The organism is Rhizobium sp. LEGMi-198b (assembly GCF_054114205.1).
In genome coordinates, this window is sequence record NZ_JBSYVH010000006.1 from 168,756 (window position 1) to 182,263 (window position 13,508).

Consider the following 13,508-nt stretch of genomic DNA (forward strand, 5'->3'; position numbering starts at 1 on the left):
CGATTGATGCTACGGACATAGAAGCTCACTTTGTTCGTTTGTTTGCGCCATGGATATCCGCGGTGCATGAATTGCGCCAGACGCAACACAGGAAACTGAGCGTTGCGTCGAACGCCTCGCCTCGTTAAAACCAGCCTATGCCCGATGTCGACTTGAACCTGCTGGTAGCCCTGGACGCTTTGCTTCGTGAGCGGAGCGTATCGGCTGCCGCGCGAAAGCTCGGATTAAGTACGTCCGCCATGAGCCGGACGTTGTCGAGGCTTCGGATAGCGTTGAGCGATCCCATTCTGGTTCCGGCCGGCCGTGCGATGGTCGCGACACCCCATGCCGAGGCGATGGCAGACCAGGTGCGTTCGCTGACCGCTGCTGTCCAGGCCGTGCTTAGCCCGCAGCCAGCGGTCGAAATTCGCGAGCTGCAACGCGATTTCACGATCCGTGCCAACGAGGCATTCGTGCTCTTACATGCCGCGCGCCTCAGTATCGCCGTCACGAATGCCGCGCCCGGTGTGCGGCTGCGTTTCGCGCCCAAGCCAAACAAGGAAATTCAGCCCCTGAGGGATGCAACGATTGACTTGGACATCGGGGTCATCTCGGGTGATGGCGCGGAGTTGCGCGGCCAAACACTGTTTGAGGACTCCTTTGTCGGCGTGGCGCGGGCTGGACATCCTCTTTTGAGGGCGGAGCATATAACCCCCGTGCGATACGCGGCATGCGAACATGTGATCTCCTCCAGGCGAGGGCATTTCACGGGTCCCGTTGACGAAGCTCTCACCGAACTCGGCCTTTCGCGAAAGGTCAACCTCGTGGTGCCGAGCTATCCGGCAGTTATCGCCGTCGCGGCAGCATCCGATCTTATCGGATTGGTGCCGCGTTCGTATTGCCAGCCGGGCGTTGCGAGCCAGATCGAGATGTTTGAGCTGCCAGTGGCCACCCCCGGCTTCGTCATCGCGCAGACGTGGCATCCGCGCATGGACGCAGACCCTGTCCATCGATGGCTGCGGGCATTGATCTTCGAAGCTTTCAGGCCATAGCCGACCGTCGAACGGAGGCTATCCGGAAGCCTCCAGCAGCTTCCTAGTTTTCGTCGTCGCGCATCGATGCTATCAAGAAGGCAATCTAGCGATTTGACGATTTCAAACGGGTTTCGCAGGGATGGCAGGCAACCAGTATCGGTCCGGCTTTGTCGTAAGGATCATAGGTTTTGTTATTGCGTCCGGCTTCGTCGTCTCGGCCGCTTGCCCCGCGAAGGCCCAGCCTGAATGGAGCGTTGCGTCACCGGCCTGCATTTCCGGACCTTTGGTAACGGATACCGGCAAGACACTTTGCATCCGCAAGGAGAGCTACAATCGCGACCTCTGCGACGCGATCGACTATTTTGCCCACGCCAATCATCTGCCATCGGATTATCTCGCCAGGCTCATCTGGCGCGAGAGCACATTTCGCCCCGATGCGGTCAGCCCGAAGGGCGCGCGAGGCATTGCGCAGTTCATGCCGGGGACAGCACGGTTGCGCGGCGTTCAGGACAGCTACGACCTGCTGGAGGCACTGGGCAAGGCGGCGGCCTATCTGGACGAATTGCGCAACCGTTTCGGCAATCTCGGCTTGGCCGCCGCCGCCTATAATGCCGGCGAAAACGGCCTCGCAAATTTCCTCAATTCCGGCAATCTTCCCTATGAGACACGCAGCTATGTGATTGCCATCACGGCACACACGGTCGAGCAATGGAAGGATGACCCGCCCGATACCGTCGCGCCGGAACTCGACAAAGGCAAGCCTTTCGCGCAGGCCTGCATGGCGCTTGCCGGCAGCCGCCGGCTGAAGCAGGTCGCTTTGGAGCAGGAGCGACCCTGGGCGCCCTGGGGCGCCCAGCTTGCGGAGCACCTCCAACTCGATACCGTCCGGCGACTTTTCTCCGAAGACGTCAGCAAGCTTCCATCACCATTGAATGAAGAAAAGCCGCTTATCGTGCGCCAGCGCAATGCCGATTTCGGCTTCCGCATCCGATACGCTGCCCGTATCGGCCGGCAGACGCGTGATGAGGCAGATGCCGTTTGCGCTCAAGTCCGCCAAAAGGGCGGCGCTTGTTTCGTCTTCAAGAATTGAGGGTTTCGCCGCGTCGCAATGCAGCAAAATGCACAATGGGTTTATCGCTCGCTGCTTCTCAATGTGCAAATACTCGTCAATCGGCTAGTCTCGTTCCCGGGTCTCGGGCGGGCAACCAAAGGAGCGTGCTATGGCGAAGAAGCGCGAAGTTCCGGGAATTCGTACCTACAGCAATCCCGCGGGCGGCTGGGGTGCCTTGAGGGCGACCGCCAAGGCCGTGCGCGAGCAGATGGATGTCACGGAAGCGCCGCTGCTTCTTCTGCGCACCAACAAGCCTGATGGTTTCGATTGTCCCGGCTGCGCCTGGCCGGACAAGGAACACACATCGACGTTTCAGTTCTGCGAAAATGGCGCAAAGGCCGTCACCTGGGAAGCCACCAACAAGCGTGTGACTCCCGAGTTCTTCGCCAAGCATACCGTGACAGAGCTGCTGCAATGGAGCGATTACGAGTTGGAGAACGAAGGCCGGCTCACGCACCCGATGGTCTATGACAGGGTAACCGATACCTATCGACCGATCGAGTGGGACGCAGCCTTTGCCCGCATCGGCGAGATCATGCGCAGCCTGCCAGATCCAAATATGGCGGAGTTCTACACGTCCGGCCGCGCCTCCAACGAAGCCGCTTTTCTGTTCCAGATCTTTGCGCGCGAATACGGGACCAACAATTTCCCCGATTGCTCCAACATGTGTCACGAGGCGACCAGTGTCGGCCTGCCGCAATCGATCGGCATCGGCAAGGGCACGGTATCGCTGGACGACTTCGACCGTTGCGACCTGATCATCTCCATGGGCCACAATCCCGGCACCAACCACCCGCGCATGATGGGCACGCTGCATGAATGCTCGCGGCGCAGGGTGCCGATCATCGTCTTCAATCCGCTGAAGGAACGGGCGCTCGAACGCTTCGCCGATCCGCAGAGCCCGATCGAGATGAGCACTTTCGGTTCGACGCGGATTGCCTCTTCCTATTATCAGGTGAAGATCGGCGGCGATGCGGCGGCGCTGAAAGGCATCATGAAAGCAATATTGGAGTTGGCCGAAGCATCGGAAGACGTGCTCGACCGTGCCTTCATCGCGGAACACACCAACGGTTTCGATGCCTTCGCCGCCGATCTCAAGCAGACGGCATGGGCCGATATCGAAAGGGCCTCCGGCCTTGCGCGGGCAGAGCTGGAACGGGTCGCAGCCGCTTATGCTAAATCGAATGCCACGATCGTCACGTACGGCATGGGCATCACCCAGCACGCCAAGGGTACTGCGAATGTGCAGCAGATTGCCAATCTGTTGCTGCTGCGCGGCAATTTCGGCAAGCCCGGCGCAGGCATCTGCCCGTTACGCGGCCATTCCAACGTGCAGGGCAATCGCACCGTCGGGATCAGCGAGAGGCCCAATCCTGCGATGTTTGCCGGCATCGAGCGCGCGTTTGGCTTCAAATCGCCCGAACACCATGGTCACGATGCGGTCGCCGCAATGCAGGCGATGGCGGAGGGGCGGTCGAAGGTGCTGCTCTGCCTCGGCGGCAATTTTTCGATCGCGCTGCCGGACCCGGAACTCTGCGCCTCGGGCATGCGCAAGCTCGATCTCGCCGTTCACATGAATACCAAACTCAATCGCTCGCAACTGCTGATCGGCAGGGAGTCGATCATTCTGCCGGTGCTTGGGCGCACCGAGCAGGATATCCAGTCCTCCGGGCCGCAATCGGTGACGATCGAAGACTCGATGTCGATGGTGCATGCCTCGCGCGGCAAGCTGAAGCCGGCCTCGGACCATCTGCGTTCCGAACCGGCGATCGTTGCCGGTATGGCGCAGGCAACATTGCCCAATAGCAAGGTCGCCTGGATGGACCTTGTTGCCGACTATGATCGCATTCGTGACAAGATCGAAATCGTCTTTCCCGATTTCGCGCGCTACAATGAGCGCATCCGTGTACCGGGCGGTTTCCGCCTGCCTCTTGGTCCAACCGAGCGCGTTTGGAAGACGCCTTCCGCCAAGGCGGAATTCCTGCTGTTCCAGGGGCTCAACGAGGATGTCGCAGTGGCAGACGCCGGCCTGCTCAAACTCGCGACGATACGCAGCCACGACCAATACAACACGACGATCTATGGTCTAGACGATCGCTATCGCGGCGTTTTCGGCCGCCGTGACGTATTGTTCATGAATGACCGCGATCTGGCGGCGAAGGGGCTGGAGCATGGCGATCTCGTCGAGATCGAGACAGCGCTGCCTTCGGGCGACAAGCGGCTGCTGAAACTGACAGCGATCTCCTACGACATCGCGTCGGGTTCGGTCGCCGCCTATTATCCGGAGGCAAACTGCCTGATCCCGATCGACTATCAGGACAAGGAAAGCGGCACGCCGTCTTATAAGTCGGTTCCGGTGCGCATCAACAAAGCGGTGTAACCTGTTGTTTCTGAAGCGGTCTGAACTTGAAGCATCCGAACTGGCGAACTTCAGTAACTCTTTCCGATCATCTCCGCTGCCTTGGAGCCGATCGCCATTGCCGGCGCATTGGTATTTCCCGACGGGATGAAGGGAATGATCGAGCAATCGATAACCCGCAGGCCTTCGACGCCGCGCACGCGCAGCTTTCCGTCGACCACCGACATCGGATCATTGTCCGGTCCCATGCGCAGGCTGCCGGAAGGGTGGTAATTCGTCTTGACGGTCTGGCCGGCGAATTTGGTCAGGGCCTCTTCGTCCTGCAGCGCTCGGCCGGGCAGGATTTCGTCCGCGATCTTCGATTTGAACGGTTCCGTCTCCAGCAGTTGCCGGGCGACCTTCAGCGAGGCAAGCGTCAGGCGCAGGTCGTCCGGATCGCCGAAGAAGTTGCAGTCGACCAATGGCTGATGCGCCGGGTTGCGCGAGCGTAGTTTGACACTGCCGCGTGCCTTCGGGCGCAAGAGACAGGAGGTGAAGGTGACCCCATAGGTGGGCTTGGCGGAGGAGACGTCACGGTCGAGATAGACGATCGGGGCGCAATAGAGCTGGATCGATGGCCGCTCGCTGCCGTCCGGGTCGTAGAATAGGCAGGATTCGATGCCGGTCGTGGTGACCGGACCCGAGTTGAAGAGCAGGTATTGCAGCCCGTTGCGAAGCATCGGCCAACCCTTGTCCTCGCCGAAATAGCCGGATTTGGCTTTGGTCGTGGCGATGACCGGGACTTCGTGATGATCCTGCAGATTGGCGCCGACGCCGGGGAGGTCGAGCATAACGGCGATATCATGTTCGCGCAGATGATCGGCCGGGCCGATGCCTGAGAGCATCATCAGTTTGGCGCTGTTGTAGGTGCCCGCAGCGATAAGGATTTCCCGCGCTGCATGGATCGTCTGGCTTTCTCCGTTGCGCGTGTAGGTCACACCGGTCGCGCGCCCGTTTTCGATGACGATGCGGTCGACGCGGGCATCCGTGATGATCTCCAGCCTCTTGTCACCTGCTAGCGGATCGAGGAAGGCCTTCTTGGCATCGGAGCGCTCCATCTTGCCGTTCCATTGGCCGTAGGTGTGCTGCATGATGCCGACGCCGTTTTGCCGGACGCCGTTGAAGTCGGGATTATAGGGATGACCGAGCCCTTGCGCGGCCAGCAGAAAATCCTCCGTCGTGTCCGAGATGTGTCCCGGCTCGGACACGCGCAGATTGCCGGATATGCCGTGATATCTGTTGTTGAAGCGCGTATTGGCTTCGATCCCTTTGAAGTGCGGCAGCATGTTGGCATAGGACCATTCTATCCCATGGCCGAGATGGGCGGCCCAGCCGTCGTAATCCTCTTTCTGGCCGCGCATGTAGACCATGGCATTGACGGCGCTGCCGCCGCCGAGTGCCTTGGCGACCGGAACGATCGGCCCGCGGCCGCCAAGCTGCGGCTGCGGAACCGTGTGATGCATTTCAAGGAAATCGTCGCGGGCAAGATATTTCATATAGCCCGCGGGAAAGGCCATCAGCTTCGCGGTCCTGCGCGGCCCGCGTTCGATGACGAGCACGGAAAAGCCGAAATCACGCACCAGCCGCATGGCGGCGACGCAAGCTGCCGAACCGCCGCCGGCAATGATGAAATCATAGGTCTTCGCCACCAAAGCTCCCCCCTTGGCCAATATTCACTGTCTTAAATTGATCGGATCGTGCCCTCGTCGACCCTGATCCGCGCGCCTAATCTCTTGTTTGACCCCAGCACCAGTGCCTCCTTGCTCGCCAGCCCGAGCGTCATGCGCCGATCTCCTGAAGACGGCGCGCCTGCCGGGCAAGCAGGCGTTCGACGTCCTTCACGTCGAGCGGCGAAAGCTTGGCGCCGGGCTTGCGCAGGGTGGCGGATTTGATGACGCCGCGTTTGGCGAGGACATATTTGCGGGCGGCGAGGCCAATGCCCTGTTGCTGCTCGTAGCGTGCCAGCGGCAGATAGGCATCGAAGATCTCATGCGCCCGATCGATATTGCCGGCTCCATAGGCCTCTACGACGCCGACCATCATTTCCGGATAGCAGAAGCCGGTCATAGCGCCATCGGCGCCGCGGCCCATTTCCTCAGGCAGAAAGAGGCCGCCATTGCCGCAGAGGATAGAGATACGCCGCGTTTCACCACTGTCGCCGGAGGCACGCAGCGCTGTAATCTTCGACAGGCCTGGCCAATCCTCATGCTTGAGCATGACGCAGTTCGGCACGCCCTTGATGATGCGGTCGATAACCTTGGGCGCGATGGTGACATTGGTCGTCAGCGGATAATCCTGCAGCACGAAGGGTGTATCGCCCAATGCTTCACCGACCGATTGATAGAAGGCATAGACCTGGTCGTCTGTCTTGATCGTCCAGGGCGGCGCGACCATCACGCCCGCCGCGCCTTGGTCCATCACCGCTTCGGCCAGTTCCTGCATCGGCGCAAGCCCCGGCGCGGAGACACCGACGACAACGGGCAGGCGGCCATCGAGGCGCTTCAGCACGCGTTCGACGACGGCGCGCGATTCCTCCGCCGTCAGTTTCGGCGCCTCGCCGAGTTGACCGAGCACCGTCAGCCCGGTCACCCCGACGCTTTCGTAGAAATCCACCATGCTGTCTATGCTGGCGAAATCGAGCGCGCCTTCGTCGGTGAAGGGTGTAACGGCGATCACATAGACGCCCCTGGCGTCTTCGGTCAGTCTGGCCATCCTGCCGCCTCCAAATTCATTCGCCGAAACAGATGCTCCCGCGCTACCGGCAAACATCGTCATAATTTTAGTTGTTCGTCAAATGATTAGGCAGCGTCGCTTTGAGATGATCCTTCAACGGAGCCGGTTCCCCTGTCCGTCGAAATAGCGGCGTCTTTCCGGCGGGCAGAGCAGGTAAAGCGTATCGCCGCGCTGAACATCGGGACCTTCGCGATATTCCGCGATCAGGTTTTGACCGTCCTCCGTCTGGCAATAGAGATAGCGCGTGCCGCCGAGATATTCGTCGAAATCGACGGTCACGCGGATCGCATCATTATTGTCGGATACGACGACCAGATGTTCCGGGCGCATGCCCAGCATCAGCTTGTCGCCGGCCGCAAGGTTCGCCTGTCCTATGTCCGCCTTGATGGAGCCGCCCGGTACTTTGGTGGAACCATCAGCGACCCATTCGGCTTCGATCATGTTCATGCGCGGCGAACCGATGAAGCCGGCGACAAAAATATTGGCCGGATCTTCATAAACCTCGCGCGGGCTGCCGACCTGCTCGATCTTGCCGTCCCTAAGGACGACGATCTTGTCGGCGAGCGTCATCGCTTCAGTCTGGTCGTGCGTCACATAGATCATCGTGTTGCCGAGCTCGCGGTGCAGCCGGGCGATTTCGATGCGCATGGAGACGCGTAGTTCCGCGTCGAGGTTGGATAGCGGCTCGTCGAACAGGAAGACATCCGGCTTCCGCACGATCGCCCGGCCGATGGCGACGCGCTGCCGCTGGCCACCGGAAAGCTGGCCGGGACGACGGTCCAGCAAATGGTCGATCTTGAGGATCGCCGAAGCGGCCCTGACGCGCGCTTCGATCTCTTCAGCATCGGTTCGGGCCATTTTCAGCCCGAAACCGAGATTTTCACGCACGCTCATATGCGGATAGAGCGCATAGGATTGAAAGACCATGGCGATGCCGCGCTCGGACGGGTCGAGATCGGTGACATCCCGGCCCTTGATGGCGATCTCGCCGTCGGTCACTTCCTCCAGTCCGGCGATCATCCTAAGCAAGGTCGACTTACCGCAGCCGGACGGGCCGACGAAGACGACGAATGCACCTTCCTGCACTTCGAGATCGATACCGTGAATGACCTCCAGCCCGCCGTAACTCTTGCGGACGCCGGTCAATCTCATGCTGTTCTTGCCCATGTCAGGCTCCGTGTTGCGTCTGGCCGGCGCGGACCCAGACCAGCATCTCACCCGGCTCGCGATTATCCCACAAATGATAGGGAACGAAACGGGCGGTGGCGGAGCGGCTCTTCGGCGGCGCCGTTCGATAGAGGTCCGTTCCCCAATCCGACTCATCGCGCTTCACCGGAATATCGAGCGCGACTGCGCCCTCCAGTGCGGCAATTTCCGCCGTCTGCGCCAACGCGGGATCGCCGGTAAGCGAGATGCCGTTGAGATCGCGGCCATTATCGGTCGTCTCGACGCAATAGACCAGCGGCCCACGCATTAGCGCTGCACGGCCGGCGTCCTGGCGCACCCTGGGATTGGCGAACAGGGTACGCGGGATCAACGGAATGTTGAGGTCGACCTTGTCGCCAGCCTGCCACTCCCGCTCGATGCGAGCATAGCCGTCGACGGTGATCGTGGAAAGATCGATGGGCGCGCCGTTGATGGCGAGCGTAGCACCATTAGCCCATCCGGGGATGCGGAGCGATAGCGCGAAGCGGGCGCTGCGGTCCGGATTGACGCCAAAACGGATCGCGCCGTTCCAAGGATAATTCGTTTCCTGAGCCAATTCGACCGTCACGCCGCTTGCAAGCGGAACGCGGGCCTTGCTCTCGCCATAGAGATGGACGGCGATTTCGTTATCGGCCGCCGCATACATGTAGGAACCGACGGAAGCCAGCAGGCGGGCAATGTTCGGCGGGCAGCAGGGGCAGTTATGCCAGGTCCAGCGATGATGCTTGCCGGCGCTTTCCAGCGGATTTTCGTAGAAAAATGTCTTTCCGTCGAGCGACAGCCCGGCCATGGCGCCATTATAGAGCGCCTGTTCCATGATGTCGGCATAACGCCGGTTCGGCCCGCGCCCCAGCATGCGGTTCGCCCAGAAGACCAGACCGACCGAGGCGCAGGTTTCGGCATAGGCGCTTTCGTTCGGCAGGTCGTAATAGTCGGTGAAGCCTTCGTTGGAGGCGGCCGGCCCGATGCCGCCGGTGACGTACATCTGCTTGGTGGTCAGATCGTCCCACAGCGTCTCCAGCGCCGAAGTCAGGCTGTCATCATTATATTCCGTGGCGATATCCGCCATGCCTGAATAGAGATACATGGCGCGCACCGCATGGCCGACGACCTTTGTCTGCTTGCGCACTGGCTGATGAGCCTGGTTGTATTCATAGGTCTTCTGCACGAATTTTGCAGGATCGCGGCCGTCGCGCAGCGCCTCCTCTGTGAAGAAATGCGGTTCCTGGCCACGTTCGTCGATGAAATATTTGGCGAGGTCGAGATATTTCTTCTCGCCGGTGACGCGGCCAAGCTTCACTAGCGCCAGCTCGACCTCCTCGTGGCCGCAATAGCCGCGCAATTGCCCCTCGCCATGGCCGAAGACTGTGATCATGTAATCGGCAAAGCGGCTCATGACGTCGAGCAGCTTGCGTTTTCCCGTCGCCTGATAATAGGCGACAGCGGCTTCGATCAGGTGTCCGGCGCAGTAGAGCTCGTGATGGTCGCGCAGGTTGGTCCAGCGACGGCCCGGCTGCACGCGCTGGAACCAGGCGTTCAGGTAACCGTCCTCCTGCTGCAGCTTTTCATACATATCGATGATCGCATCGGCGCGGGCTTCGAGCTCTGGATTGGGGCGGCGATAGAGCGAATAGGCGATGGTCTCGATCGATTTGCCGAGATCGCTATCCCAGAACATCTGTGTCGAGCCCGACCAGGTCTGCAGCGGCAGGATAATGCCAGGGCTCGGCTTGTCGACGTCGATTGCCCTGACCATGCCGGCCTCGACGCAGCGGTCGAGAAGGGTGGCGGCCGTGGAGTTGCAGATCGCGTCCTGCCGGGCACCGAAAAGGCCGTGAAGTTCGACATTCGGAACGGGCAGGGGGCGGAATTGGCGATTTTGCTTGTCTGACATGGCTTTCATCCGTTTCGTTTGAGGTTCATTTCACCGCGCCGGCCATCAGACCGCGCATGTAATAGCGTTGCAGAAGCAGGAAGACGATGACGCAGGGTATGGTCATGACGGCAATGCCGGCCTGGACCGCGCCCCAGTTGACGGCGCCGAGCCGCCCGGTCCGAACCGCGATCATCAGCACCGGCAGCGTGAATTTCTCATTGCTGGAAAGCAGTACCAGCGCTGCCAGGAACTCATTCCAGGCATTGAGGAAGGCAAAGATCGCAACGGTCGCTACACCCGGCAGCACCAGCGGGAAGAGGACGCGAAAGAGGAGTTTCAGATCGCGTGCGCCGTCGATGCGAGCGGCTTCCTCGATCTCCTTGGGCACCGCGTCGAAGGCGTTGCGCATCATGAAGACCGAGAAGGGTAGCTGGAGGGTGACATAGACGAGCGTCAGCCCGAGCAGCGAATTGTTGAGGCCGAGCCTTGCCAGGATGATGAAGAGCGGCGTCAGGATCGACTGGAACGGGATCATCAGCGTTGCGATGATCAGAATGAAGAAGGCGCCCTTGAACGGAAACTGATAGCGCGAAAAGCCGTAGCCGGCGAGCAGGCTGACCATGACCGTCAGGATGACCGTCGCCACCGAAACGAAGAGCGAGTTCAGCGTATGCTGCACGACACCGGCACCGAAACCGTCGAGGGCGCGGTAGGCATCGAAGCTGAAGCCCGATGTCGGCCACGGCGGCAGGGGCGGAAGGCTCGCCTCCGTACCGTGCCGGAACGATGATAACAGCGCGATTGCGAAGGGTGCGAAGAAGAAGATGACGATGATGACGCCGACGCCGTGGTAGCTGACGGCACTCCACATTTTCCGCCGGGCACGACGCTCTTTTGCGGTTCTCACCTTTGTGGTGCTCATATTTGCGATGCTCATGGGCGATCCTCCCCGACGCGCAGCAGCCAGAGCTGGACGATGCTGATCAAGACGAGAATGACGAGGAGGGCGATCGACAGCGCCGCGCCATAGCCGAGATTGAAGGACACGAAGGACTGGTTGAAGATATAGTAGACGACTGAGATCATCTGGTTCTGCGGTCCGCCGCTGGTCATGATGTAGAACTGGTCGAAGGCAAGCACGGAGCCGGTGATCGAGATGATCAAAGCAAGCGCAATCGTCCGGCGCATCAGCGGCAGGGTCAGGAATCGGAAGCGCTGCCAGCGCCTGGCGCCGTCGATGCGGGCGGCCTCCGTCAGCTCGGAGGGGATCGCCTGCAGGCCGGTGAGCAGGATGATCATGGTGAAGCCGGCGATCTTCCAGACCACCATCACGATGATCGTGGCAAAGGCGGTGTCGAAGTCGGCAAGCAGGTTCGGCCTTCGGTCGATCAGTCCGAGTGCCTGAGCCGCGGGTACGAAAAAGCCGCTGTCAACATTGGCGAGCCAGACCCAAAGCAGCGAAGCCGTCGCCAGCCCGACGACGACGGGTAGGAAGATGATGGTGCGGTAAAAACCAACGAGTCGCCGCTGCTTTTCGACGTAGAACGCCAGTGGGAAGGCGACGGCGAAAATGGCGATGGTGACGATGACGGTATAATAGGCGGTGAAGCGCAATGCCGCCATGAAGCGGATGTCCGACACCATCCTTGTATAATTGCCGAAGCCGATCCAGCGCGGACTACCGAGCAGGGGCCAGTTGTGCAGGCTCATCCAGCCGGTAAAGATCACGGGCAGGACAAAGAAGACCAGGACCAGCGCCATGGCGGGCGCGATGTAGAGAAATCCGTGCCAACCGGCACGTCGACGCCGCTTGCGCTGCCGCAGTGCTGTAATAGCTCCGGGACCAGCCATGGGATGCTCCTGATGTTTTGGTGGGGAAAACCGGGAGGCCAAGCCTCCCGGTCCGTGATGGTTTATTACTACTGGGCGTTGTCGATGATCGACTGCATTTCCGATTGTGCATTGGAGAAGGCCGTATCGACGTTGTCTCCAAAGATTGCGGCGTTGGTGAAGCCGGCCCAAGGGCCGTTGGCGCTGTTGATCAGGTCATTGAACTGCAGCGTATAGGGCGTCTTGGCGATGGAGATCGCTTTCAGGCCCACCTGCATGCGCGGATCGAGGCCTTGAAGCACCTGGTCGGCGATATCGCCGCGCGTCGGCAGGCTGCCATATTTCGCCATGATCTTCTGACCGTCCATCGAATAGGTGTATTCGAGGAACTTCTTCACCGCATCGAGCTTCTTCGTACCCTTGGTGATGACGAAGTTGTCGCCGCCGGCAAAGGAGGACGGCTTGCCATCGACACCGGGGATCAGCGTCACACCGAAATGAATATCGGGGTATTGCGTGATCAGTGTGCCGATCGAGAAGGCGCCGATGCTCTGCTGGCCGATCTTGCCGTTGCTGATGCTTAGGAAGTTGGCGCCGGTGTCACTCGCGGCACCCGCCGGCACCAGATCCTTCTTGACCATGTTGCGGTAGATATCGACAGCCTTGCGCATCTGCGGCGTGTCGAGCGTCGCCTTCTTGCCGTCTTCCGAGAGAATGTCGGCGCCTGCACCCCAGACGAGCGGCGTGAAGGTGAAGATCATGCAGCCGCCGCAGCCGCCACCGGAGAAATAGAAGCCGTAGGTATCGCCGCCGAGCGCACGGATCTTTTCGGCATTGCTCGTAATCTCATCCCAGGTCGTTGGCGCCTTGTCCGGATCGAGACCGGCTTTCTTGTAGAGGTCCTTGTTCCAGGCGAAAATGGAAGTCTCGACCGAGAGCGGCAGGCCGTAGATATGGTCCTGATAGGTGCCGAGCTTCACATGAGATGGAGAGAGCGAGTTGAAATAGGGCAGGCTCTTGGCCCAGTCGGTCAAGTCTTCCAACTGGCCGGCGGCGGCGAAGGCTGGCGTATAGATCAGGTCCATCGACAGGGCGTCGGGTGCCTGCCCGCCGGCGATCGCGGTTGCGTATTTCTGCACCAGCTCGGAGAAGGGCACCTCGGTCATCGTGACCTTGTCGTCGTGGCTGGCATTATAAGCCTCGACGACCTTCTTGAAGGAATCGCCGATGCCGGAGCGCACCCACATCGTAATGTTTTCGGCGGCAGACGCGCCGGACATCAGGCATAAGGATATGAGGCCAGTCGCGGCCAGAAGTCGCTTCATCATGTTTCTCCTCCCA

The 13,508-nt window shown here is 60.4% G+C and carries 10 protein-coding genes; 3 read left to right on the forward strand and 7 right to left on the reverse strand.

The genetic code is table 11. The features are described from left to right. The first annotated feature begins 137 nt into the window (after positions 1-137). The 3 genes from ACXHXG_RS22565 (at position 138) to ACXHXG_RS22575 (ending at position 4,504) form a co-directional block, all read left to right on the forward strand. Positions 138-1,031 (forward strand): LysR family transcriptional regulator, encoded by an 894-nt coding sequence (locus ACXHXG_RS22565; RefSeq protein WP_457900781.1) that lies wholly within the window; start codon positions 138-140, stop codon positions 1,029-1,031. Positions 1,032-1,152: 121 nt separating this feature from the next. Next, entirely contained in the window at positions 1,153-2,103 is a 951-nt protein-coding gene (locus ACXHXG_RS22570; RefSeq protein WP_457900782.1) for a lytic transglycosylase domain-containing protein, read from the forward strand. A 130-nt stretch (positions 2,104-2,233) separates the two neighbouring features. Next, on the forward strand, positions 2,234-4,504 hold the full coding sequence (locus ACXHXG_RS22575) for an FdhF/YdeP family oxidoreductase (RefSeq protein ID WP_457900783.1): 2,271 nt from the start codon (positions 2,234-2,236) through the stop codon (positions 4,502-4,504). A gap of 50 nt (positions 4,505-4,554) precedes the next feature. Here ACXHXG_RS22575 and ACXHXG_RS22580 read toward each other — a convergent pair whose 3' ends face one another. The 7 genes from ACXHXG_RS22580 to ACXHXG_RS22610 form a co-directional block, all read right to left on the reverse strand. Then, the gene (locus tag ACXHXG_RS22580) at positions 4,555-6,171 is read right to left on the reverse strand and encodes a GMC family oxidoreductase (protein ID WP_457900784.1); all 1,617 of its coding nucleotides are present in this window, start codon (positions 6,169-6,171) and stop codon (positions 4,555-4,557) included. A 130-nt stretch (positions 6,172-6,301) separates the two neighbouring features. Continuing rightward, positions 6,302-7,234 carry a dihydrodipicolinate synthase family protein gene (locus ACXHXG_RS22585; protein ID WP_457900785.1) on the reverse strand — a complete coding sequence of 311 codons (933 nt, stop codon included), beginning with the start codon at positions 7,232-7,234 and terminating at the stop codon, positions 6,302-6,304. 114 nt (positions 7,235-7,348) lie between these two features. After that, positions 7,349-8,422, reverse strand: coding sequence for an ABC transporter ATP-binding protein (locus ACXHXG_RS22590; RefSeq protein ID WP_457900786.1), 1,074 nt, complete (start codon positions 8,420-8,422; stop codon positions 7,349-7,351). A gap of 1 nt (position 8,423) precedes the next feature. Beyond that, positions 8,424-10,355, reverse strand: coding sequence for a glycoside hydrolase family 127 protein (locus tag ACXHXG_RS22595; RefSeq protein ID WP_260305133.1), 1,932 nt, complete (start codon positions 10,353-10,355; stop codon positions 8,424-8,426). Between the two features lie 25 nt (positions 10,356-10,380). Beyond that, positions 10,381-11,244, reverse strand: a complete 864-nt coding sequence (locus ACXHXG_RS22600) for a carbohydrate ABC transporter permease (RefSeq protein WP_260305236.1) — start codon at positions 11,242-11,244, stop codon at positions 10,381-10,383. Between the two features lie 26 nt (positions 11,245-11,270). Beyond that, positions 11,271-12,188, reverse strand: coding sequence for a carbohydrate ABC transporter permease (locus ACXHXG_RS22605; protein ID WP_260305132.1), 918 nt, complete (start codon positions 12,186-12,188; stop codon positions 11,271-11,273). Between the two features lie 68 nt (positions 12,189-12,256). Further along, entirely contained in the window at positions 12,257-13,495 is a 1,239-nt protein-coding gene (locus ACXHXG_RS22610; protein WP_260305131.1) for an ABC transporter substrate-binding protein, read from the reverse strand. Positions 13,496-13,508 lie beyond the last annotated feature (13 nt).

Bases quoted from the DNA above. Each gene is read 5' to 3' on its own strand.
- ACXHXG_RS22570 (WP_457900782.1), top strand. From the start codon at position 1,153: ATGGCAGGCAACCAGTATCGGTCCGGCTTTGTCGTAAGGATCATAGGT.
- ACXHXG_RS22565 (WP_457900781.1), top strand. From the start codon at position 138: ATGCCCGATGTCGACTTGAACCTGCTGGTAGCCCTGGACGCTTTGCTT.
- ACXHXG_RS22610 (WP_260305131.1), bottom strand. From the start codon at position 13,495: ATGATGAAGCGACTTCTGGCCGCGACTGGCCTCATATCCTTATGCCTG.
- ACXHXG_RS22575 (WP_457900783.1), top strand. From the start codon at position 2,234: ATGGCGAAGAAGCGCGAAGTTCCGGGAATTCGTACCTACAGCAATCCC.
- ACXHXG_RS22585 (WP_457900785.1), bottom strand. From the start codon at position 7,234: ATGGCCAGACTGACCGAAGACGCCAGGGGCGTCTATGTGATCGCCGTT.
- ACXHXG_RS22595 (WP_260305133.1), bottom strand. From the start codon at position 10,355: ATGTCAGACAAGCAAAATCGCCAATTCCGCCCCCTGCCCGTTCCGAAT.
- ACXHXG_RS22590 (WP_457900786.1), bottom strand. From the start codon at position 8,422: ATGGGCAAGAACAGCATGAGATTGACCGGCGTCCGCAAGAGTTACGGC.
- ACXHXG_RS22605 (WP_260305132.1), bottom strand. From the start codon at position 12,188: ATGGCTGGTCCCGGAGCTATTACAGCACTGCGGCAGCGCAAGCGGCGT.